This is a genomic window from Zunongwangia sp. SCSIO 43204, assembly GCF_019904275.1.
GTDB lineage: Bacteria > Bacteroidota > Bacteroidia > Flavobacteriales > Flavobacteriaceae > Zunongwangia > Zunongwangia mangrovi.
The window spans coordinates 1,511,285-1,535,032 of sequence record NZ_CP063204.1 but is presented as its reverse complement, the minus strand read 5'-3'; the positions used below and the strand labels follow the sequence as shown (position 1 = coordinate 1,535,032).

Annotated in this window: 24 protein-coding genes; 6 read left to right on the top strand and 18 right to left on the bottom strand. The window is 35.1% G+C overall.

Features of this window, described 5'->3' with window-relative positions:
* Positions 1-15 precede the first annotated feature (15 nt).
* The 5 genes from INR75_RS06925 to INR75_RS06905 all read right to left on the bottom strand — a co-directional run bounded on the left by INR75_RS06925 (position 16) and on the right by INR75_RS06905 (position 5,690).
* Positions 16-1,410: an arginine decarboxylase gene (locus tag INR75_RS06925; protein ID WP_223091324.1), complete on the bottom strand. Its 1,395-nt coding sequence runs from the start codon at positions 1,408-1,410 to the stop codon at positions 16-18.
* A gap of 315 nt (positions 1,411-1,725) precedes the next feature.
* The gene (locus INR75_RS06920; RefSeq protein ID WP_175486979.1) at positions 1,726-2,562 is read right to left on the bottom strand and encodes a pseudouridine synthase; all 837 of its coding nucleotides are present in this window, start codon (positions 2,560-2,562) and stop codon (positions 1,726-1,728) included.
* A gap of 108 nt (positions 2,563-2,670) precedes the next feature.
* Complete coding sequence (locus tag INR75_RS06915; RefSeq protein WP_092540211.1) at positions 2,671-3,576, bottom strand: geranylgeranylglycerol-phosphate geranylgeranyltransferase; 906 nt, start codon at positions 3,574-3,576, stop codon at positions 2,671-2,673.
* 23 nt (positions 3,577-3,599) lie between these two features.
* Positions 3,600-4,538, bottom strand: a complete 939-nt coding sequence (locus tag INR75_RS06910) for a mevalonate kinase (RefSeq protein WP_223091323.1) — start codon at positions 4,536-4,538, stop codon at positions 3,600-3,602.
* A 60-nt stretch (positions 4,539-4,598) separates the two neighbouring features.
* Positions 4,599-5,690, bottom strand: coding sequence for a diphosphomevalonate/mevalonate 3,5-bisphosphate decarboxylase family protein (locus tag INR75_RS06905; protein ID WP_223091322.1), 1,092 nt, complete (start codon positions 5,688-5,690; stop codon positions 4,599-4,601).
* Between the two features lie 103 nt (positions 5,691-5,793).
* On the opposite strand from INR75_RS06905, the gene INR75_RS06900 reads away from it, so the two are divergent.
* Positions 5,794-6,270 (top strand): TspO/MBR family protein, encoded by a 477-nt coding sequence (locus INR75_RS06900; RefSeq protein WP_223091321.1) that lies wholly within the window; start codon positions 5,794-5,796, stop codon positions 6,268-6,270.
* Here the strand turns inward: INR75_RS06900 and INR75_RS06895 are convergent.
* Positions 6,263-7,480, bottom strand: a complete 1,218-nt coding sequence (locus INR75_RS06895) for an NAD(P)/FAD-dependent oxidoreductase (RefSeq protein WP_223091320.1) — start codon at positions 7,478-7,480, stop codon at positions 6,263-6,265. The two genes, INR75_RS06900 and INR75_RS06895, sit on opposite strands and share 8 nt — an antisense overlap.
* Before the next feature lie 22 nt (positions 7,481-7,502).
* Positions 7,503-8,168 carry a glycerophosphodiester phosphodiesterase family protein gene (locus INR75_RS06890; protein ID WP_092540206.1) on the bottom strand — a complete coding sequence of 222 codons (666 nt, stop codon included), beginning with the start codon at positions 8,166-8,168 and terminating at the stop codon, positions 7,503-7,505.
* A 157-nt stretch (positions 8,169-8,325) separates the two neighbouring features.
* Between INR75_RS06890 and INR75_RS06885 the strand changes: the two genes are divergently transcribed.
* From INR75_RS06885 to INR75_RS06875, 3 genes are read left to right on the top strand one after another with little or no spacing between them, the layout of a single operon-like run.
* Positions 8,326-9,174 (top strand): SDR family oxidoreductase, encoded by an 849-nt coding sequence (locus tag INR75_RS06885; protein WP_223091319.1) that lies wholly within the window; start codon positions 8,326-8,328, stop codon positions 9,172-9,174.
* Positions 9,175-9,201: 27 nt separating this feature from the next.
* Positions 9,202-9,720: a DUF421 domain-containing protein gene (locus tag INR75_RS06880; protein ID WP_092540204.1), complete on the top strand. Its 519-nt coding sequence runs from the start codon at positions 9,202-9,204 to the stop codon at positions 9,718-9,720.
* A gap of 56 nt (positions 9,721-9,776) precedes the next feature.
* Positions 9,777-10,388, top strand: a complete 612-nt coding sequence (locus INR75_RS06875) for an FMN-binding negative transcriptional regulator (protein ID WP_223091318.1) — start codon at positions 9,777-9,779, stop codon at positions 10,386-10,388.
* 129 nt (positions 10,389-10,517) lie between these two features.
* Here INR75_RS06875 and INR75_RS06870 read toward each other — a convergent pair whose 3' ends face one another.
* Together INR75_RS06870 and INR75_RS06865 are read right to left on the bottom strand one after the other, a co-directional pair.
* Entirely contained in the window at positions 10,518-10,886 is a 369-nt protein-coding gene (locus INR75_RS06870) for a hypothetical protein (RefSeq protein ID WP_223091317.1), read from the bottom strand.
* An 81-nt stretch (positions 10,887-10,967) separates the two neighbouring features.
* Positions 10,968-11,675: a TerC family protein gene (locus tag INR75_RS06865; protein WP_223091316.1), complete on the bottom strand. Its 708-nt coding sequence runs from the start codon at positions 11,673-11,675 to the stop codon at positions 10,968-10,970.
* 260 nt (positions 11,676-11,935) lie between these two features.
* On the opposite strand from INR75_RS06865, the gene INR75_RS06860 reads away from it, so the two are divergent.
* Entirely contained in the window at positions 11,936-12,838 is a 903-nt protein-coding gene (locus INR75_RS06860; RefSeq protein ID WP_223091315.1) for a metallophosphoesterase, read from the top strand.
* A 48-nt stretch (positions 12,839-12,886) separates the two neighbouring features.
* Here INR75_RS06860 and INR75_RS06855 read toward each other — a convergent pair whose 3' ends face one another.
* The 6 genes from INR75_RS06855 to INR75_RS06830 all read right to left on the bottom strand — a co-directional run bounded on the left by INR75_RS06855 (position 12,887) and on the right by INR75_RS06830 (position 21,422).
* Complete coding sequence (locus INR75_RS06855; protein ID WP_092540200.1) at positions 12,887-13,315, bottom strand: hypothetical protein; 429 nt, start codon at positions 13,313-13,315, stop codon at positions 12,887-12,889.
* A gap of 171 nt (positions 13,316-13,486) precedes the next feature.
* A complete protein-coding gene (locus tag INR75_RS06850; protein ID WP_092540199.1) occupies positions 13,487-14,410 on the bottom strand; it encodes an ROK family protein in 924 nt (307 codons plus the stop codon).
* A 28-nt stretch (positions 14,411-14,438) separates the two neighbouring features.
* A complete protein-coding gene (locus tag INR75_RS06845; protein WP_223091314.1) occupies positions 14,439-16,646 on the bottom strand; it encodes a hypothetical protein in 2,208 nt (735 codons plus the stop codon).
* A 261-nt stretch (positions 16,647-16,907) separates the two neighbouring features.
* Entirely contained in the window at positions 16,908-17,762 is an 855-nt protein-coding gene (locus INR75_RS06840) for an alpha/beta hydrolase (RefSeq protein ID WP_223091313.1), read from the bottom strand.
* A gap of 67 nt (positions 17,763-17,829) precedes the next feature.
* The gene (locus tag INR75_RS06835; RefSeq protein ID WP_223091312.1) at positions 17,830-19,095 is read right to left on the bottom strand and encodes a DUF4374 domain-containing protein; all 1,266 of its coding nucleotides are present in this window, start codon (positions 19,093-19,095) and stop codon (positions 17,830-17,832) included.
* Positions 19,096-19,103: 8 nt separating this feature from the next.
* Entirely contained in the window at positions 19,104-21,422 is a 2,319-nt protein-coding gene (locus INR75_RS06830; protein ID WP_223091311.1) for a TonB-dependent receptor, read from the bottom strand.
* Between the two features lie 176 nt (positions 21,423-21,598).
* Between INR75_RS06830 and INR75_RS06825 the strand changes: the two genes are divergently transcribed.
* Positions 21,599-22,564 (top strand): helix-turn-helix transcriptional regulator, encoded by a 966-nt coding sequence (locus INR75_RS06825; protein ID WP_223091310.1) that lies wholly within the window; start codon positions 21,599-21,601, stop codon positions 22,562-22,564.
* Positions 22,565-22,738: 174 nt separating this feature from the next.
* On the opposite strand, the gene INR75_RS06820 is transcribed toward INR75_RS06825, so the two are convergent.
* From INR75_RS06820 to INR75_RS06810, 3 genes are read right to left on the bottom strand one after another with little or no spacing between them, the layout of a single operon-like run.
* Positions 22,739-23,005, bottom strand: a complete 267-nt coding sequence (locus INR75_RS06820) for a hypothetical protein (RefSeq protein ID WP_223091309.1) — start codon at positions 23,003-23,005, stop codon at positions 22,739-22,741.
* A gap of 3 nt (positions 23,006-23,008) precedes the next feature.
* Entirely contained in the window at positions 23,009-23,353 is a 345-nt protein-coding gene (locus INR75_RS06815; RefSeq protein ID WP_223091308.1) for a hypothetical protein, read from the bottom strand.
* A 5-nt stretch (positions 23,354-23,358) separates the two neighbouring features.
* Positions 23,359-23,748, bottom strand: coding sequence for a hypothetical protein (locus tag INR75_RS06810; RefSeq protein ID WP_223091307.1), 390 nt, complete (start codon positions 23,746-23,748; stop codon positions 23,359-23,361).

Here is a 23,748-nt window from a genome sequence, read left to right as displayed (position 1 = left end):
TTTTAATGATCATAATTAGTCATAACCTAAAATATCCAACATATCCTCTGCCTTTTGCTGCTCTTTAAATAATTTGGTTACAATTTTACCATTCTCATCTTTATCGATAAGCAAATGTTTTGGCTGCGGAATTAAACAATGTTGTAATCCTCCAAAACCTCCTATGGTTTGTTGATAAGCTCCTGTATTAAAGAAGCCGATATACAAAGGTTTCTCTTTTTTAAACTTAGGCAAATAAATAGCATTGGTATGCTGTTCACTATTGTAATAATCGTCGCTATCGCAGGTTAATCCTCCTAAAAGAACACGCTCGTATTCATCGTTCCAGCGATTTATCGCCAGCATCACAAATTTCTTACTAATCGCCCAGGTATCTGGCAAAGTGGTTATGAAAGAGGAATTGATCATATTCCATTTCTCACGATCGTTTTGCTGTTTTTGATACAGGATCTCATAGATCGCTCCACCGCTTTCACCAACTGTGAAACTTCCAAATTCAGTAAAGATATTAGGAACATCAACATCGGCCTCTTCACAGGCTAGTTTGATCTGATTGATTATTTCTTCTACCATATATTGATAATCATAATCAAAGGCCAAGGAGTTCTTTATAGGAAATCCACCACCAATGTTCAAACTATCCAGCGTTGGGCAAATTCGCTTCAGATTAATATAAACCTTAAGACATTTGTTTAATTCGTTCCAGTAATAAGCCGTATCACGAATCCCGGTATTGATAAAAAAGTGAAGCATTTTAAGATTCACTTTATCATTATCTTTTATTGACTGATTATAAAACGGAACAATATTTTTATACCCAATACCTAATCTTGAAGTATAAAACTCGAATTTTGGTTCCTCTTCTGAAGCAATTCTAATCCCTACTTCAAAATCATCATTTATTCGATCTTCGAGTAAACTTAATTCTTCATAATTATCAATGATCGGGATACAGTTCTTATGCCCGTTATTGATCAATCGGCCAATATTCGCAACATATTGATCGCGTTTAAAACCATTACAGATCACATACGCATCGTCCTTCAGTTTGCCAGAAGCCTTTAGCTTTTCTACAATATTGATATCGAAAGCTGAAGAAGTCTCGATATGAATATCATTTTTAAGCGCCTCGTTCATCACATACTGAAAATGCGAACTTTTAGTACAATAACAATAATTGTAAGTTCCTTTGTAATCGAGGTTTTTCATGGCCGTGTTAAACCAGCCCTTAGCGCGATTAATGTTTTCTGAAATTTTTGGCAGATATGTAAATTTTAATGGTGCACCGTATTTTTTTACCAGCTCCATTAAATCTATATCATGAAATTGAAGCTCACTACCCTCTAATTTAAATTCTTCCTGAGGAAAGTAGTAAGTCTGATCGATTAAATCCCTGTACTTGGTATTCAATTTTATAAAAGTAGATTGGTTAAAAATTAAAAATTAGACATTAAATCAGCAGTCTGAAAATTCAGATTGATAAAATATTGTTAAGAAAATAATTCGAATAAATTACAAATAGGCTAGAATAACTTCTAAACCCAACAACCGACTGACTTAGCGGCAAACTGAAGAAATAAATGTTTTTCAATCTAAAAACACTAAAAAATAAAGCAATTAATCAAAATTTTTATCGCCGAATGGCCATTGCAAAATTGCTACCACCCGTAACGAAACAGGTGGTAAATGTAAATAAAAAAGTAATTGAAAATTTAAAAAAATCGACTACAAATTTCCAAGGTTAATCACCTCTTGTTTGGTAAGTGTTCTAAACCTTCCTCGTGGCAGGTCTTTCTTGGTTAAGCCTCCATAAACCACACGATCCAGATTCAATATTTCGTATCCTAAACTCTTAAATATCTTTTGTACAATATGAGATCTTGTACTGGTAATTTCCATACCAACTTCAGATTTAGGGCGATCTTTCACATAGCTAATATCTGTGGTATTAACTTTTTTACCTTCGATAAAAACTCCTTCTCTAATCTTTTCCAGATCACCTTGTGATAATGCATGATCTAATTTTATATGATAAATCTGGCGAATTCCGTTTTTAGGATTAGCCAGTTTTTTAGCTAATGCGCCATCATTCGTAAAAACAAGTAATCCTGTGGTTTGAGTGTCTAATTTCCCGATAGGATCTAATTTAGACTTAGATGCTTTTGCCATAATATCCATTACGGTTAAACCACCTTTATGTACACTTCCGGTCACAAAAACACCTTTAGATTTATTCAGCACAAAATATTCTGGCTTATCTGGAGTGATGCTACGACCATCAAATTTCACCTCATCTGTTAACTGTACTTTATATCCCATTTCTGTAACAACTTCACCGTTCACAGAAACATTACCAGAAGCAATATAAATATCGGCATCTCTACGCGAGCAAATACCAGCATTAGCAATGTATTTATTTAAACGCATCCCGTCTTCACGCTTTTCTAAAGCCGTGTTCTTAGGTTTTATAGGCGCGTTGCCTCGAGCATACGATTTCTTACGACCACTGCCGCCCTGTCTTCCACTAAACTTTTTTCCTGAAGAATTATCCCTTCTGCTCATATCGCTAATTTTTTGCAAAGATACTGGTTCGTATCGGTGTTAAAAAATGATTATTAAAAGATTTTGATTTATTTTGAAGTCAACTTACTAAAATCTAGTAGTTTGCTTTTAGAACACTCTATTTAAAAGCGTGTCTGGATCGATAAGTAAGATACTAAAAACCCCAGCTACAATTATAAATTTCAGGATATTGTGTAGTATCAGATATTGCCATTTTGCCTTGCTAAAATATAGTATCAGCATAAATAAAATTAGCAGTAAAAAGCTGGCATAGAAGTAATAATCCATATAACCAACATCAAATTTTTGCGTAAGCAGCAGGTTTGGAAGTATCGATATTATAAATAGGATCCCTAAAAAAAGCTTACTCCACTTCTCGCCATAAACCACAGGAATGGTGTGATAATTTAGAGCAAGATCACCTTTAATATTTTCCAGGTCTTTTACCAGTTCTCGCATCGCGATCATTAAAAACAGGAAGGCTGCATGAATAAAAATTACGGTTTCGGTATTACGATAATATACAAATACCGCAAAAAACGGAACGATCGCTATGATCGATGCCACCAAATTTCCTACGAACAATATTTTCTTCAGTCGGTGCGAATAAAACCAAATAGCAAAAATATACAGTGAGAAAAAAACAACGGTTTTAAAAGAAACATAGCTAGCAAAAAATACCGCAAACATATTCAGAATAAAGTATACTGAAAGTTTTGTTCTTTGCCCCACAATCCTGTCTAGCATCGTTTTTTTAGGCCTATTAATTAGATCTTTTTCGCTATCGTAAAAGTTATTTATAATATATCCTGAAGCAATTACGGTTGCGGTGCTAAGAATTAGAAAAAAGAGATTATCATCAAAAAACACTTCACGCAGCGGAAGATCTGGAGCCAATATAAAAGCTGATGCCAGATATTGCGCGATAACGATCATAAGAATATTATAACCGCGAACCACAGAAAAGAGGCTTAGCATTTTAAGCAAAAAACGCTTATTCATTAGCGAAGCCATAGGCTATAAATTTTCAGGTAAACTTAGAAGTTATAAACTACTTCTAAATTGTAATCTTTTAGCGACTTTCTGGCTTTATCTATATCCTCAGTAAAACCAAGAATGTAGCCACCGCCTCCAGAACCACAAAGTTTAAGGTAATAATCGTTAGTTTCGATACCATTTTTCCAAAGATTGTGAAACTTCGCCGGGATCATTGGCTTGAAGTTATCTAAAACAACGTGAGAAAGACTTTTTACATTCTTAAAAAGCGACTTCACATCTCCTTTTAGAAAATCGTCTACACAAGCATCGGTATGTTTTACAAACTGATTTTTAAGCATTTTTCTAAACGGCTCCTGCTTCATATTCTCCATAAAAATAGAGATCATAGGCGCTGTTTCTCCCGTAGAACCACTATCTAATAAAAATACCGCACCGGTACCATTTTCGGTTTGTGAAGGGATTCCTGCCGGCTCGATATTATCTTTAGAGTTGATTAAGATAGGAATGCTTAAATAGCTATTTAAAGGATCTAAACCAGAAGATTCACCATGAAAAAAGCTCTCCATTTTACCGAATATCTTCTTCAATTTCAATAATTTATCCCTGGTAAGATTTTCCAGCACCGTAATCTTATCGGTTGCATATTTGTCGTAGATCGCAGCTACTAAAGCACCGCTACTACCAACACCATATCCCTGCGGGATGCTAGAATCAAAATACATTCCCTTTTCAATATCTGCTTCTAAACTTGCAATATCGAATTGTACTAGTTCTGGATGATCTTTTTGAAGTGTATTCAGGTAATTCGCAAATCGTCTTAAGTGCTCGTTAGACTCTTTTGCTTTTGCTGTAGGCTCTTCTGAAACCTTTAAAGCACCGTTGTAAAAATTGTAAGGGATCGATAATCCTTTGGAATCTTTTATGATTCCGTACTCCCCAAACAATAAAATTTTAGAATAAAATAAAGGTCCCTTCATATAAATTAGCCTTTTAGCATTCAGAAATTGAAAATCTGAATCACAGCCGTTTACGTAAATCTACAACTTTTTTGATCCCTGTCCAATCTCGTCACAAATATAGTGTCCATTTTCACAATAGACAACTAACTCGTTCTTAACAAATTCCAAAATCTCTTCCTTATTTTTAGAAGGATATAACATATGCACGTTTGCACCGGCATCTAAAGTGAAACAAACCGGAATATTGCTTTCTTCACGCTTTTCCCAAATTTTATTGATAATTGCCAGGGTATTGGGTTTCATTAACAAAAAATACGGGTCGCTACTCATCATCATTCCATGAAGCGTGAGTGCTTCACGTTCTACGATCTTAATAAATTGCTCTAAATCGCCTTTCTCGAAAATAGGAATCAATGCATTTAGGTGATCATGCGCCTGCTTAAACCTAGCTTCAGCAAAAGGGTGACCATGCATTAAATTATGACCTACTGTACTACTTACTTTCTTTTTGCCTTTATCTACCAGTAAAATAGTATCCTGAAAATCTTTAAAAACATCGGCAATTTTAAACGGATATTCTATTCCATATTCGTCGCTACTGAACGGGATTTCTTTGTGTGCACCCCAAACCACAAGATCGCCCTTAACACTTCTACAAGCGCTACCGCTACCTAATCTTGCTAAAAACGATGCTTTTTTATAAAAATAATCTTCGGTAACCTCAGGAAACAACTCCTTTTCGAGGCTCATTACGCAAAGTGCCAAAGCACTCATTCCACTAGCCGAAGAAGCAATACCGCTACTATGTGGAAATGAATTTTCTGAAACCACCTCAAACTTAAATTGCTTTAAATAAGCGCAATAAGGTAAGATTCGTTTAAAAAAAGCTGCAATTTTAGGTTTAAAGCTCTCTTTTTTAACGCCTTCAAAGATCACATCGAACTCAATTTCTTCGGAAATTGAGGTATCCTCAGAAACTTTAACATAGTTCAAAGTCGTGGTAGTTTTGCAGTTTTTAAGCGTAAAACTTACTGAAGGATTCGCCGGAATTTGATTTTCTTTTTTTCCCCAATATTTCACTAATGCTATATTACTTGGGGCTTCCCAGCTTACCGATCCACTTTCTGCAGTAGTTTTTAAATCTGCTGCAACAAACTCCTTATCAGGCATTTTTTTATAAATTTTCAGCAAATATATGCTTTTAAATTTTTCCGGATAAAGGACTTAAAATTCAATTTTTTTGCTATTTTTAAATTCAAACCTAGCCTAATTTATGAACTCTAAGCTGCTCATTCGCAGCGTAACAGCAACCGCGGTTTGTCTTGTTTTTGGATTTTTGGGAATCATCGCCCTTCAAAACGGACTCGACTCCTGGTATGCTACGTTGCAAAAACCATGGTTTACACCGCCAGAATTTTTATTTGGCCCGGTGTGGACGATCATGTATATCCTTATCGGGATATCAGCGGGTTTGGTTTGGAGCAAAGGCTTTTATCACAAATGGGTTAAAACAGCCCTTTATCATTTTGGCTTCATTTTATTGCTTAACGCGTTTTGGTTTCTATTTTTCTTTGGACTTCACGAACCAATGATCGCGCTAATAGCCATAAGCGCTGTGTTTATCTTTTTACTTATTACCATTAAATGGTTTAAGATCGTAAATGTAATTTCAGCCTATCTTCTTATTCCCTATGCGGTTTGGGTGCTTTACCTAGTTGCATTTACCTTCGAGTTCTGGCGAATTAACTAATCCCGGCAATCGCTTTTGCAGCTATAAATCCGCCTGTCCAGGCATTCTGAAAATTAAAGCCTCCGGTAATCGCATCGATATTCAAAACTTCTCCTGCTAAATATAGATTTTCATATTTTTTACTGCGGAAGGTTTTAAAATCGATTTCCTTTAAATCTACGCCACCTGCCGTTACAAATTCATCCTTAAAGGTGCTTTTCCCATTTACACTGAATTCTCCTTTACAAAGCTGAAGCGCTAATTGATCAAGTTGCTTTTTTGAAACATTCGCCCAAACCTCATCTTCTGGAATTCCTGAAGCTTTTACCAATTTAATCCAAAGCCGCTTTGGAAGTTCAAATTGAGCATATTTGATCACTTTTTGTTTTGCTGAAGATTCTTTGAGTCGGGTTAACTCTTCACTGATGGATTCCGGATTAAAACTAGGTACCCAATTCACCAAAATCGAAAATTGATAATTACAATCGTTTAGATCTCGTGCTCCCCAGGCTGAAAGTTTTAATATTCCCGGGCCACTCATCCCCCAATGCGTAATAAGCAGCGGACCTTCGCTTTCTAATCCTGAATTTGTGATCTTTACTTCAGCAAAAGTAGAAATACCCGCTAAATCTTTAATTCTTGGATCTTTAATATTGAAAGTAAATAAAGACGGAACTGCATCGACCATTTTATGGCCCAAATCCTTCAAAATATCCCACATTTTGGGATTACTCCCGGTAGCAATTACCAGTTGATCACAACCAAAATTGGTTTTTGTACTTTCTACAACCCAAGATTCGTTATTTTTTTGAATGTTTTTTACAGGTTGCCCGGTAAGAACTTTAATTCCTAATCGCCTGGTTTCAGAAAGAAAACAATCGATTATTGTTTCAGAAGTATTAGTAACCGGAAACATTCTTCCGTCGTCCTCAGTTTTTAATTCTACTCCGCGATCAGCAAACCAACCTATGGTATCACCCGTCATAAAACTATGAAACGGGCCAAGTAATTCTTTTTCTCCCCGCGGATAATTAAGACTTAGATCTTTCGGAATAAATTCGGCATGAGTAACATTACAGCGCCCACCACCCGAAATTTTAACTTTAGACAATACATTTTTACCACGTTCTAAAATGGCGACTTTTAATTCGGGATTAAATGTCGCCACATTTATCGCGGTAAAGAAACCGGCGGCTCCACCTCCAACGATCAACACATCATAATGCGCCATACCTTCTTAAAAATCTATTTTTTTATAATCGATCTGGAAAATCTGTAAAAATACCATCAACACCAAGCGTTTTCATTTTCTTGATCTTCTCTGGCTTATTGACTGTCCAGACATTAACTTTAATATTATTCCTATGGCAATCTGCGATATAATCTCTAGTTACCAATTTATAATAAGGATGAATTGCAACTGCTTTTAAATGTCTTGCCTGTAAGAAAGCGATGCTTAGATCGTCGTCTGTTAGCACCGCAACCGGAATTTCTGGATTAAGGCTTCTAAGACTCATTAATTCGTTAAAATTAAAGCTAGAAATAAGGATTTTTGATCCCGGATATTTTTGAAGACATTTTAAAACCGGCTCGGCCGTACCGTCACCTTTCAATTCTATATTTAAGATCACTTTATCCTGAACAAGATCCAGTACTTCTTCTAAAGTCGGAATTCGATATCCTTCTTTAGTTCTTAAAGATTTAATTTCGGTAAGACTTTTATCGCCTACCATCCCGATTGCAGAGGTTGTCGTTTCTAATTCTTCATCGTGTATTACGACCAGTTCCCCCGTTTTACACAGATGCACATCGATCTCGATCATATCTACTCTTAGCAATAATGCTTTTTTGATACTCTCTAGCGTGTTTTCTGCCACGTGACCTTTCGCCCCACGATGCCCAATTTTTAAAGTTGCCATTTGTTTAGTCTGTTGTTAGTTAGTTTGATTCAAATAATTCTTAGTCCAAAAAATTAAAATCGGCATCTCTTTAGAAATGCTTAGGACAACTTAACATTTTTTTTGCGCTCACCATGATTAAATTGACTCGATTTCAAACCACTAAAATGCAAATTTTATGAATGAACCAAAAACCTTTCCGCAACAAGATCAAAAACAACCGGGTGATCAACACAAAATGAATCCCCAACCAATGATCATTAGAGACGATTATAAAGGTAGTGAAAAGCTGAAAGGCAAAAACGCATTAATTACCGGTGGAGACAGTGGTATTGGGCAAAGCGTAGCAGTTCACTTTGCACGTGAAGGCGCAAATATTGCTATTATTTACCTTGAAGAAGATGAGGATGCGCTAGAGACAAAAAAACTTATAGAGGCCGAAGGACAAAATTGTTTTTTACTAGAGGGAGACATTAAAAACCCTGAATTTTGTAAAAAAGCAGTAAATCATGTCGTTACAGAATTTGGCAGCCTCGATATTTTGATCAATAATGCTGCAGTACAATTCCCAAAAGATGAAATTAAGGAGATTAGTATAGATCAACTTAAAGAAACTTTTGAAACGAATATTTATCCTTATTTCTATATCTTAAAAGAAGCTTTAGATCATCTAAAAGAGAATTCAACCATTGTAAATACAACATCTGTAACCTCTTATCGTGGTAGTTCTCATTTATTGGATTATGCCAGCAGTAAAGGTGCAATTACAAGCTTTACAAGAAGTTTATCGTCGATGCTGGTTTCTAAAGGAATCAGAGTAAACGCAGTTGCACCAGGCCCAATCTGGACACCACTAATCCCTGCTACTTTTGACGATGTTACCGAATTTGGGCAAAAAGTGCCGATGGGACGCGCGGGACAACCGGGAGAAGTCGCGCCAGCTTATGTTTTCCTAGCCAGTGAAGATAGTAGCTATATTACCGGGCAAACAATTCATGTAAATGGTGGTGAATTAATTGGCGGATAAATTAACGAAACACAGAAAATAAAAAATATGGAAAAATGGTTTGAAGCGTCAGAAACTAGTTTAGTCGCAATCACCTTAAGCGCTATAGGAATTTTTATCTTAGTCATCTTATATACAAGAATCGCAGGAAAACGAAGTTTTTCTAAGATGTCTAGTTTTGATTTTGCGATGACCATTGCAAGTGGGAGCATCTTGGCTTCAACCATTGTATTAAAAAATGTAAGTTTAGTTCAGGGTGCCATAGCACTACTTGTTGTCTATATTTTACAGCTGGTCACTGCTTATTTAAGAAGATATCCGGCTTTTCAAAAAATAACTGATAACGATCCTATTCTGCTAATGAAAGACGGAGAGATTTATTACGATAATTTGAAGAAGGCCCGGGTAACCGAATCTGATCTTCGCGGAAAACTTAGAGAAGCGAATGTGATCCAACTTTCTGAAGTAAGGGCCGTTGTTTTTGAAACCACTGGTGATGTGTCTGTACTACATTCCGCAGACAAAAAATTAGAAGATTGGATAATTAAAGATGTTAATCGAAAATAGTAATTTGCGCAGGTAATTTTTACGTAACAGGCTAGAATAATCTTTTACTCTAAAAAATGTACCAGTCAAAGAAATATATAAAGGATGATCCTGAATTCATCTTTCAATTCATACAACATCATCCTTTTGCAACGATGGTAAGTAAGTCGCAGCATTTTATTGCTACGCATATTCCGGTTTTGGTGGAAGGTAATGCAGAAAACTTTAGATTATACGCTCATATCGCTAATCATAACGAGCAATTAGAAACCTTAAAAGACGATGCTGAAGTTTTACTGATTTTTAGTGGCGCACAAGGTTATGTGAGCTCTTCCTGGTATACTGAAAAAGACATTAGCACCTGGGATTATTCTGCCGTGCATGTAAACGCACGCATAAAACTTCAAACTAGAGAAGAATTAGAAAGCTCTTTAAAAAAACTGGTAAATACTTTCGAAAATCGACAAAATTCGCCTTTGTTCTATGAAGAAATTCCGAAGCAAATGCTTTTGGATCACTTGCCACTAATCACTGGGTTTTGGGCTAAGCCTTTTAAAATTCAAGGAATCGCAAAATTACACCAGGGCTATAAAAAAGAAGATATAGCATCTTCTATAGATCATTTAGAAAAAGGTGATTCACAGCAAAAATCACTTGCTAAGGATATCAAGGAAGAGAATAATTTATAGAAATTCAATGATAGATTAACTCTTTTTGAAGAACAAACACAGAATTTGTTGCAATCATTACTCAACAAACAATAGAGGTATTTATAAAAAGAAATGTTTTAATGAAACTCAAAAAGCGATATTCAAATCTTAACTTTTTAAAATTGATTTGATTTCGAATTTGGAATGGCTAATTTCTTTACCATGTTTGTCCCACATTTTACCTTCAATAAGTTTTCCCTCTTTATATAAATCCTTACGCTTCAAATTTCCATTATTCCAATAAGCAACTAATTCTCCATCAAGTTTATTTTCCTTTATTGTAAACTTAAGGCGAACCTGCTGATTATTGTAATATTCCATATAGTCTTCCAGAACCAACTTTCCTGAATTGATATATTTTTCAGTATTAAAAACTTTCTGAGTTTTTAAATTTCCATTTTGATGAAAATCCTCTATCTGAACAATGGGATAGTTTTTTTGAGCTTTTAAAGGCTGGGAGAAACCAAATATTGACAAAAGAACTAAGATTAAATATAAAAATCGCATATGATATATTTTACACTATTACAAAGTACTAAAAATCAACAAAATAAACAACTACACATTCTTTTTTCGATACCGCATATTTAGCATTTCTATAGCCAGAGAAAAGAAAACTGAAAAATAAATATAGCCTTTAGGTACATGATAATGCAAGGCTTCTACAATAAGCATCACCCCAATTAAAATTAAAAAACATAAAGCCAGGATCTGGATCGTAGGATGTTTATTTACAAAATCACTTACCGCTTTGGCAAAGATCATCATTACCAGAATAGAAATAATTACTGCGATGATCATTAAAGTAACCTGAGTAGTTAATCCTACTGCGGTTAAGATCGAATCGAAAGAGAAAATAATATCTAGCATAACGATTTGAGCAATGGCAAGGCTAAACGATTTTACCTTAATTGCTTTTTCGGCTTCATGCTGCCCTTCTACTTTATGATGAATTTCGAGCGTACTTTTTACTAAAAGAAAAATACCCCCGGCTAAAAGGATAATATCGCCCCAACTAAGCTGAAAATTCCAAAAACTTAATACTGGTTTTGTTAACCCAATGATCCAGGTAATTCCTAAAAGTAACAGTACTCTTGTAAGCATAGCAAGTACGAGGCCGCCAACTCTCGCTTTCTTTTGCTGTTCTTTTGGTAATTTTCCTGCTACAAGCGAGATAAAAATTATATTATCGATACCCAAAACAATTTCCATAAATGTTAGCGTGAGCAAAGCCACCCAGGTATCTGCCTGAAGAAATATTTCCATATAAAATATTGGTTAGTGAGATGAAATTAAATAATAAACTGATTCCTAATAGATAAAAAAAGATTAAAATTCGGTTTAAAAAGAATTAGTTTTTGATGTTTTAATGCTGAAGAGAAAAGGACCTGAAATGATTGAATTTCAAAAAATAAAAAGTAAATACTTCAGAACAGAAGGATTAATCTGGGATTAATCTTCAGTTAATACGGCTAGAAAAAATCTTATCTATTTTTATCGAAATTCAATCCTAACCGAATAACCTAATGAAAAGAAGATCTTTGATAAAAGGACTTGGTGCGGCTGTAATAGCTCCTTCCCTTTCATTTACTGGTCCCAAAAAAATTAAAGAACCACTTCTAAGAGTAGCACATATAACCGATGTTCATCTTAAAGATGATCTAGATGCGCCTAAGAAATTTGAGCGTTGCCTACATCACATTCAGCAACATTCGCCAAAAGTGGATCTTATTCTTAATGGCGGAGATATCGTTTTTGACATGAACAAAGAAAAACTTAGCAATATAGATGCCCAGTGGAAACTGATGGAATCGATGATGACGAGTGAAAATAATATTCCAGTTAAATATTGCTTAGGAAATCATGATGTTTGGTGGAACGAAGGTTCTAAAGATGACGTATTCTACGGAAAAAAATATTCTTTAGATCGTTTAGAGTTAGTGAAACCCTATTACAGTTTTTCACAAAACGGCTGGAAATTCATCATTCTAGACAGCACCCATCAGGATATCGACGACACCTGGTATATTGGTAAACTTGGTGACAAGCAGATGCAATGGTTAACTTCAGAATTAAAAAATACTTCAGAAAAAACACCAATCTTGATTATGTCTCACATTCCAATATTAACCTCAGTATTAATGATTCAGGATAATGTGGTAAATCGTTGGGAATTTTTTGGAGGTGATATGCATACCGATTGTGCCCAGTTAACAAATTTATTTTATCAATACCCTAATGTAAAACTTTGCCTTAGTGGGCATATTCATATGCGTGATAAAGTGGTGTATAATGATGTCACATATATTTGCGATGGAGCAGTTAGTGGCGCCTGGTGGAATGGTATTCGTCGCCAAACCAAACCGGGTTACGGTTTGATCGATCTATATGCAGATGGCAGCTTTAGCGAAAGCTACATCAATTATTAAAAAGCGAATAGTATAAAATAAAAAAGCTCCTTTAAAAGGAGCTTTTTGTTATCTATCACCAGCGGTTGCGGCTAAATAGCCAATTCCTTGCAACACATCTTCTTTTTCCTCAAGATCTGTGATCTTCAAGGTCTTGTTGCTGATGTCGTATTTTTGGTCGAATATTAAAAATGCTTTCTCTAGGAACAAAGCGATATAAAACTTTGATGGCCTGTGGAGACGAGCCGAGTTTATATTGATCCCATTTTTATCGATATAGATAAAACGTTTAGAAAAAGGTTTCCAATTTGAAGAAACTTTGATTTCTACATCAGAATCCTTTAAACGCTTTAAAAATTCGGATACAACATTCTCATTATAATGTTGATCTAAAAAGCTTTTTAAATCATTATAAAAATGAGAACTATTAATAATCTGATTGGAGCGAGATACCATATTGTGCACCTTTAAATGCGCCCCGGTGTAGGTTAATTTCATAGCTATTCTTGGTTAGTTTAGTAAGTTCAAAATTAAACAGTTAAGATTAAAGTCTATGAAATTTAACATTAAAAATTTATCAATAAATTGATAATTATAGATTTACCATAAATTCAATATTTTAAATTAAGTATTAGATAAAAAAGGCTCCTTAGATTAAGGAGCCTTTAATTAAATTGTAGGTAGTTCTTTGCGAATTTGTTCCCAAAACTCTGGATTAAAGAGATAAGCCGCTCCTACAACACCAACTTTTTCTGCTTCAGTAACAATTCTTATCTTGATTTTAAGTCCTTCAGAATCAATACAATTTTCAAGTTTATCTAGAAAGTAAACTGAAGCTTTTGCAATATTTCCTCCTATAAACAAAACATCAGTATCAAATGCTTTTAAGTGCGGAACTAAAAATTCACACAAATTATCTGCAAAATCAGCAAAAACCTGTTTCATATTTTCAGGATCCCTATCAATCAATTCTTTCACTCCGCAACCAGAAGTATTCTTATCGGTTAGGTCACTATAATGTTTAATAAGCCATCGCGTAGAGAAATAATCGTCTGCAATTCCATCTTTAAACTCTTTATCCCAAAGACAGCCATTCTCTGGCACTCCTTTTCCTTTAATTAAAGGAACTTTGTTTTGTAGAAAAGTAGCTCCAAAACCAGTTCCCAAAGTTATAGCTATGGTATTATCTTTATTTAAGTTTTCTAAAAGATCGCTACCTAAACCAAAAGAAGAAGCATCATTTAAAAACCGAAGCTTAATTTCTTCATTTTGGATCTCTCTGGCAAGACCATCGATTACCGAGACATTATAAAGACTCTCGTATTTATCGTTTCTTTCGTATTTACCAATCCCTTTAGCATAATCAAAAGGCCCAGGAATAGCAATACCAACGCCCAAAATATTATTACTACTAACCGCCTTTATAGAGTTATTTAAACAGGAAGCCCATTGTTTAAAAATAACGTCTTTTGGCGATTTGTTGTCAATTTTTTGGTTGTAATAGCTATTCTCTATTACAGAAAAAGAATCTAAGTCTATGGCTGCACTGGTGATATGGGTACCACCAATATCTGCGCCTATGGCTATATTCATTAAATCTCGATTTTCGAATTACTTTTCATCACCATTTAATGGAAACTTGCACTCCCCTAGGATCATTCTCGAACTGTAAAAGCAGTGTCTTACTGTCTTTATCGAATTCCTGATTTGTATTTGGTGATCTATCTAATGGTTTGTTATTTATCAAAACCGATTTTGGTTGCTGCGGAAGTAAAATTCTCATACTATTATTTGTATCGAGCGGACTCTTACTCACAAAAGAATAGGACTTAGCACTTATTGCTTCATCATAAATTCTACTTGCCGAGGCTAAAACCTGTGGTTTATTTTTATCTTCTACACTATTAATATTGTATAAATAACTTTGCTCTCCCGGTTTTGTAATCTTTTCTGAAAGAACCGGCAACTCTGGATCGAACAAATCGATATAACTTCCTTTAGTAACTACTGGTTCTTTAGAAACGCTTTCATCTAAAGTTGCAATAAGCTCGTAGGCACCTCTCACCAGTTCAAAATTATTTTTATACTGAAGTTTCTGCCCATTATTAACTTCAGCATAAGCGGTATTAATGGTATTTAAAAAAGCTTCATCACCACTTTCTTTCATCACAAAATCCTTTGGATTCTGCTTAATAAAATAGACTTTACCTTTTCCCGCCTCATAAACCTGATTTTCCTCTGGATACTCAATATTCAGTAGATCGGTTAAATGTTCTATTGGTTTTTTATAATTAAAATCTCCAGTATTCCACCATTCTTCTACATTTTGATATGGATCATTATCTGCTGCCGCATAAATTAAGACCCCACCATTTTTAACCCATTTAGCTAGATTTTGGTGTTCTTCAGGATTATTAGGTTTCATATTAGAATAACTAAGTATCAACACTTTTTTATCCTGAAGACTTGGCTTATAACCTAGATTCTCTAAATGAACTGTTCTTACCGGAATTCCTCTCTTCAGCAACGGAAAAGTTTGTCCGTAAAAATTGGAAAAATTAGGATCTTCGTAGCCATCGTGATTTGGAAAGGTTTGAAACATCAATGAGTTACTCATCGCTACTGCGATCCCCTGGTCTCCACTAACCTTATTTTCTGAAACCTGAATATCATTTAAGGTATTCACCATAATCTGCATTTGGGTAGAATATGGCTTAGGAATAAGGATTTTCTTATCTGTTCCGGCAACGCTATACGGTCGAGTATAAATGCGCTCTGGCCAAGGCATCACTTCGTAATTCGCGTTGCCCGGGTATAAAAGTTTTGCTATAAATGTTGCCTGGTAATTCTTTTTATAATCTTCCCAACTTTGATTTCGATCCTCGATAGGATCTGTTAGAAAGAAAATTTTTCGATTGGTTGGCGCCGTCATCGAAACCATAGAACCATACTCTAAAAATGCATTTTCGAAGGTTCGCTCTTTTAGGTTTCCGTTAAAATAATTTGGGGTTCGAGAAGTTCCCGTCCATACCTGCGCAATATATCCATCGATCCCTTCTAAAGATGCAAGGCTGGCCTCTGGACTAACAATATTCCAGGCCGAATAATTAATCAAAGAATGTGTAGGAATATAAACTTTTACATTAAGCCCTTTTTCTTTTCCGTAGGACTTTGCATATTTTGAAACCTCATCGATAGCATTATAATAAAGCTGATATTTTAATTTATTAGATAACCATGTGCTTTCTGGCGATTGATGCTGTGGTTGCCAGGCAAACCCATAGTGATCTTCCCATTCTTTTTTAAATTGAGAACTATAACCGGCTCTTGTCCAAAACTCTGGTTCTTCCAGGTAAATAGAACTTATACCTGCATCGATCACTTTCTCTATAATTGCCGTTTTCATGTAATTTAAAAACGATTTGTTAGGCACTATGTAAGGAACATTTTCACCATGCCAAATGGTATCACCGCTTTGTTCTACCTGTCCTTCATTAAGATGTGATTTTCCGTCCCAGTTACCTAAAAAATAATCCTGATAAGAACCCCAGGCGATACCGGTCATAAAATGCGTAGTATAACCTTTTTCTCTCCAGGATTTTACTCTATTTAAAAATGAAGATGAAGAATCGTGATCTGAAGGATTTCCATTTACACCATATACAATAGCAATATCACTACGTACATCTATTTGTGGCATCCAGCCGGTACTGGTTTGGAAAGCTGTCTTTGCTTTTGTTTTAGCACTATCAGTTGATTGTGCTGTAGTAATCGAAGTAAAAAAAACAGAACTACATAATAATCCTATTTTCAAAAATTTTGAGTGCATTCTCATTGATTAGAAATAATTAATAATTGTCTTTAAACTTCGATCGTTTCTGTTTTAAAATTCTGTAGTTAGTACTTCTTCCATGTATAGATAAAAGAAGTTCTCGAATATAATAAAACGTTTTAGCAAAATAAAGCATTTTCGACGAATTATAGAAATAGAATGCTTAACAGCGTTGGTTAGTTTACGAACGACTGATAAACCTCACATATTAATCATTTTGAGAAAGGAAGCAGAGAGAATAGTTATTGAATTTTAAAATTAATTTCCCGAGCTTCGATGTCTTGGAGCTCGATCTACATTTTTGCCTAATTCCCGTAAAACTGCAACCAAAGCAGGCAAGAAAACCGAGCCGTGGTTTTCGTTAGAAAATTCGGCTGAATAAACTTTCACTTCATTTTTCTTCAAAAAATGGATGAGATTTCGTGCATTTTCAGCATTATGTTTAGCTCCGTTTTGAAATGCAATATAATATTCGAGATTTGCTCTATTTTTTATTGCTGAAATAGCATTCGACAAGGTTCTTGCCACCTCCTCATCACTATACCATAAACTAGGATCGATCGCAATGATCTTATTGAATGTTGAAGCATCTGCACTTTGCATCAAAGCAAAATAGCCGCCAAAGGAATGACCAAGCAGGCTAAAATTGTCTTTTTCTACGGAATAATTTTTGGCTAAAAACTGAAATAGCTCGTCATTCATAAAATTGAAGAACTCTTTTGCATGTCCCGAATTTTCTACGGTATATCTTGACGTATTTTCGCCCTTTTGATCAACTTTTGAAATACTGAAGGTCATATTTCTAGAGCGCTCCTGCATAGTTGCATTAGGAATCCCTACGATAATTGAAGCTAAAAACTTACCGTATTTTTCACGATTTTCGATTAGATCTAGCGTAAGATCGAAATACATTTCAGCGTCTAGTACGACTAAAACGGGATATTTCTTAGTGTTATTGTAATCTTCAGGAAGATGTATCCAAACTTCTCTTTCAGTATTTAATGCGGTACTGAAAATGTGTGATTTATGATAGGTTTTATGTTCCTGAGCATTTATTTCCGTAGAAAAGAAAAAATACAGAATAAAAAGAAGGCTAATTTTATACAATCTCATCACTATAAAAAAAGAGGTTTCACGAAAACTCGAGAAACCTCTTATCTAATTAATTCAACTTAAATAATTACTCGTTCGATAATCTTCCAATCGCGCTGATGCTTACCGCTTCAACCTCTGTCCCGGCGCTCATTGTCGCATTATCTGCATTTAGGATATATAATTGAGGATTTCCGTTGGTTTCAATTGGGAATACCACTTCATTAGCGGCTGCATCTATAAATGGCTCTCCTATTCCTGCAATTTCAGAAGGTACTCCAGCTTCAACCCAATCAAATGTTTGATCTTCTACATTTACTACCGCAAATCTATTTCTAGATACATTTGGAGTCGCACTAGCTTCTCCCTGTTCAGAAAACATTCTTAACACAAAAGTATTTTCGCCAACATAATAAGTTCTGTAAAGGTTATAGCCTCCTGAAGCTTCTGTAATATTGAAGAAATAATCCTGGTCGAATTCCGTTGTACCATCATTAATTCTTAAAACTCCAGATGGAACTTCACCATCGGTATCGATCGCTGAAGAAAATACATAAACATCACCATTTTCTACTGGCTCTATTCCCGTTTCTCCTTGTGATCTTTGTTGCCCGGCAACTACTCCGGTTCTTCCAGAATCTTCAATTCTCTCCTGCAATTCTAAATCCTGATTAAAAACAGCGATAAAGGTATGATCGTTAAAATCACTATTAAATGCACTATCGCTGCCATCTTCACCAGCTTTAATCGTTCTATATCCAACTAAAACCTGATTGTTATATTCAGCAATATCTGTAATATATGCATATTCGCCATTATCGGCTAAAGCTTCTGTATCTATAGAAAATGGGCCGCTTACTGCCTGGGTTTCTCCGTTAATCTTGTAAAATGTAGCCACTGGTTCTTCATAATTTCTAGAAGAAAATTGTACAAACATTTCATCTCCAACAATCCCTCTACTTTGGATAGAAACCTGAAGATCTATTTCGTTACGCCCTTCCAGTTCACCTTCCTGGTTTAAAATAAAAGACTGGGTTGTCCCTGGATCACCCTGTCTGTAAACAAAAGAATAGGCTGCCAGTTCGTTGTAGAAATACCAGGATGGCGTTCCTACCACCTGAAGACCATCTCCTACGATAGAAACCTGCCCTTGTGAAATATCGTCTGTAGTTAATAAATAAGAGTTTTCTTCTGACGTTGCTGCGATAACATATTGCTCTGGTGAACCTGTTCCTACACCATCACCTCCAGAAGTATCTGGAGTATCATCGTCACTACAAGAAGTAAGTCCTAAAGTTGCTGCAATAGCTAAAGAAAAGTAAAATTTCTTACGTAAAATCATATTCATCATCATTGGTATAATTAAAATTTATCAATAAAATATCGAAGCTTAACTGCAAAGCTTCTTCCTGGTTTTTGTAGACTGTAGTTATCGTATAAATTCTCATCCAGAATATTTCGGCATTCCAGAGAGATATTATACTTCCCACCTTTTAAACTATAGTTTAGGTAGATGTCGTGAGCAAACTGTGTTGGAATATTAATATTGGTTGCACTATTCCCATACCCGGAATAATCATAGCTAAATTCGTGGATGTATAGCATGTTATAGTTTACACTAAAACGATCCTGTGATTTCCACATATCATCAAAGAAGAACGAGAAACCAGCATTTCCAAATAGATAAGGCTGATTAGGGATTCGCTGATCGTAGCTTAAATTCCTGGAACCATTATTTCTATATTCTAATTTATTTCTTTGATTCTGGTAGGTGAAACTGGCATTTGCACTAAATAAGTTTCCATACGTATAAAGTGCTTCAAAATCGATACCTCGGTTTTCTACACTTGCCTCGTTGATTGAAGCTGCAGCACCTTCAGAATTTACCTGCCTTCTTATAAAATCTTCAGTATCTCTGTAAATAAAACTTGCATCTAGATTTAGGGTGTGATCTTTCGCCAGGATCCAGTTGTAATTAGCGCCAATATTTATGTTATCACTACTTTCTGGCCTTAGATTTGGATTTCCTAATTCAAAGCTGCTACCAGATCCAAAGAGTTCTCTTCCGGTAGGTAATCGAACAGCATTTTCGTAAGAAGCTTTAAACTGCAGACTTTCTGTTATAAAATAGGAAGAGGCGATTCCGTAACCATACGTATCTGTAAATCTTGAATAATTTTCGTACTCATCATTTCCTTCTGGAGCAGCATATTGATTCACCGTATTGCTATAATATTTACCAAAAACAGATGTACTCCAAGCATCGTTTGGCTGAAATTTATATCCAACACCTAACACATTTTTAAAGTTCTCACTAGGATAATCGTCTGCCGGGGATGGCTCGGCCAGGTCTGTTCCTTTTCTGGAAAAAGCACTAAAAACATTATTTACCGTAAAAGCATGTTTATCATTGAACTTATAGGTTGCATTTGCGTTCACAGAGCCATTTCTGTTTTTAAAATACCGACGGGAATACTGGTATTCGCCAAGTGCATCCTTTTCTACATATTCTCCAAGCCAATTGTAATCACGATTGGCTGCATCGATATAAGACGATTCTCCAAAATTGTAATTTGCCTGAAGCGAAACATTTAGATTTTTCGTAAAAAGGTCTTTTTTGCGATAGGTAAGAGAAGGCATTAAAGTTTCAGCTGTCTCATAGATCTGCCCAAATGCAACATTCATATAGGCAGGATGCTGAACTTCATTATACTCATCGCCATAAGTAAAGCCAAGTAGCAATTGATCTGCATACGATTTGTTCACCACTCCTACTTTTCCCATTAACGTATAGTTGCGGTACATATCATGAAATCTTCTAACATTCTGGCGTTCTCCTGAAAACTGGTAACTACCTTCTCCTTCTAATTCTACGATACCGGCATCTACTTTATAATCATTATCTGAATAATTCTGAAAAGCAGTTAAACGTGCTGTAAACCCAGAATCTGAAGTATAGGCCGTATTCAAAAAGCTTTTGTGGGTATTAAAAGATCCATAAGAATAAGAAGCATCCAGAAAGTTCTGTTTTCCATCTTCGGTCACGATATTAATAGCTCCTCCCAATGCATCAGATCCAAAGTTGATAGGAACTACTCCTTTATATACTTCAATTCTTTTAGCCAGATTAATCGGAATGTTATTCATACTAAAAGCTGAATTAAATCCTTCCATAGGCACGCCATCGATAAACATTTTAACGTGTCTTCCTGTAAATCCATTCAGCATTAGATTTGCATCAGATCCTAAACCACCAGATCTTCTTACCCTTATACCAGAAACTCTTTCTAAAGCCTGCGAAATATCTAAAGTTGTATTATGTAAACCTTCAGCATTTAAAGCCACAACATTATAGGAAGATTCCTGAATTTCCTTAAGAGCAGATTTCCCAATTAAACTAACATCACTAAGCGTCATGTCTGGATCTATAGGTAAAACAAAATCAATCCTTTTACGCTCTGCCGGCTCTAAACTAACTTCCTTTATGGTTTTAATATACCCCATTGCAGAAGCGGCAAATTTATAGTCACCAGCATCTAGGCTGATACTGTACTTTCCATTTTCATCTGCTCTGGTATAAATTGTTGTCCCATTGATATAAAGATAGGTTTCTGGAATAGGCTGATTTTCTTCTGAAGTTATAATACCGTATATCTCTGCCTGCTGGGCTTTAGCAGTCAAAGAATTTATAAGTACGCAAACGAAGCAATAAAAAGTTAATTTTTTCACGAGGGAGTTTAATATTCTATATTTGCACTATATTTATTTAAACTTAGTCTAAATATCGATTGCAAAAGTATAGGTTGACCCCATACCCAGATTACGGTATTAGAAATAAAAATATCGCTAAACGTATAATGGAAATTAATTCAGTAATCCTCGAAGAAAATTGCTCGATGTTTAAAGAAAACACCGGTAAGTATAATTCTAAAGATATTATTTCCAAGCGCATTAAAAAGATTAAAAAAGATGCTTTTAATGCCGAGTCTACACTAAAACTTTCCAAATTTATTAGTGTTATTTACACCAATTTCGACCTCAAGAAAAAGGTGACCGATAAGTTTTCGATTACCGGAGATACCATCATGATAAGCTGTGTATATAAAGGTGATTCTACAGTTTTAAGCAAACGCAGTAAAAATCTGGAGTTGGGACAGGTATTTCTTACCTATTCCCCAGAAAGCACCCAATACATTAAAATGCCGGCTTCGAAGACCCGGTACGTTTGTATCTTATTGCAAACAGATTACTACTTAAATCTATTGAAGAATGAAAAATGGATCAAGAATGATTCATTCTACAAAAATGTTGGTTTAAAAAAGCAAATATCACTTGGACAATTTAGCTTACCAGTAGGTTTTCAGCTTCAACAGATCGTTAAAGATTTACTGGCATGTAACTGGCATTCCAATACCGATCTACAATTAGATTTTTTTGATTTAAAGCTAAAAGAACTTTTTCTTCAGCTACATCATCAAAATACCGGTGCAGATCATGACACTAATTACACCGTAAGTAGAACAAGTATGGAGAAACTCAAGAAAGCTAGAGCTTTTTTAATGGCGAATTACAAAAACCCACCTACGATAAAAGCGCTTTCAAGAATCATCTTACTTAATGAGGTGGAATTAAAAAAAGGTTTTAAAGAAGTCTTCGGAAAGACAATACGTGCTTATATCATCGAATTAAGAATGAACAGTGCTTCCCAACTTATTAAAGATCATTCTGTAAACGAGGCTGCTGGGATATTGGGCTATAAAAGTGTTCCCCATTTTATTAAAAGTTTCAAAAAGTATTATGGGGTAACGCCAAAACAATTCTAAACTTATAACAGGTAAGATTGCATAAAAAAAGCCTCTCATTTCTGAGAGGCTTATCCCTCTGTGCGGGCGGAGAGACTCGAACTCTCACACCTCGCGGCACTAGATCCTAAGTTTTACAACCTAAGTAGACACCCCCATTTTACTGGGCTTATAGTTTAAAAATTAGTCAATATTTTAAGGTTTTGTATACGCACTGGTATTCGTAGTAGTAAAAATCTCATCGGTTAACCCAAATATCCAATTAGCATTGATATTGTATTTTTTGCAAGCGTTCTCTATATGAACCGGTGTAAAATGATTCGTGCTGTTTTTTACATTGTTGAGTACCTGGGGCAAAATATCTACAGCTCTGCAAAACTCACTTTGAAACCGAATCTTACCCGAAGCTTTCAGGATATCGATCAGCTCAATCATTTTTTTATCGGCTAGGAATTGCTGCATGGGTTAATCAAATACGTTAGTTACTTTATAATTATTGGCTGATAAACTATCACCACCTTGATCTTTAAAAATCACCATATATTTATTTCTTGTCATAGCTCCATATGTATTTTCAGCATCAACAGAAATTGTAAGTCTATAAGAACTTAGAGTATCCTCTGATTTCAACTTTAAAATATTTGCTGTTGAATCAACAAATTTTGCTGTACTAGGAGATTTTAATCGATTCAGGATTTCTTTTTTTGAAAGTTCGACCAATACGGTTTTTCTTGTTTCAGTTAGTTCACTTTGTTTATTACCGCATGAAACGAAAATTGCAGTGATAAAAATTAGTAGTAATTTTTTCATGTTAATTAATAATACAATTGTTCAGTTGTAGCTCCGGTGAAATTATCTCTAGTTTGAATTTTTACAGATGGATTTTGATTATCAGGTACCATCACCATAATTTTAACTTCATCAGATTCTGCGACATACCAAACACCCTGATCGTTATCATTCTTTATAAACTCGTAACGCATTACTATCGGATTTGGCTGTCCTGCCTTTTCCATCATTTTTGCAGCTTTCTTATCGATATACTCCATTTTCAATGAATCTTTATAGGCTGTAAAATGAATCTGTGTTTTGAAATTTCCCATATTTGGAACATTTCCATTTTGAGTAGTAAATTCTGCAAGCTTTTCTTGAGCCGATACTTGAAAGCCTATAAATAGGATCGCAATTGCTAAAAGTCTTTTCAT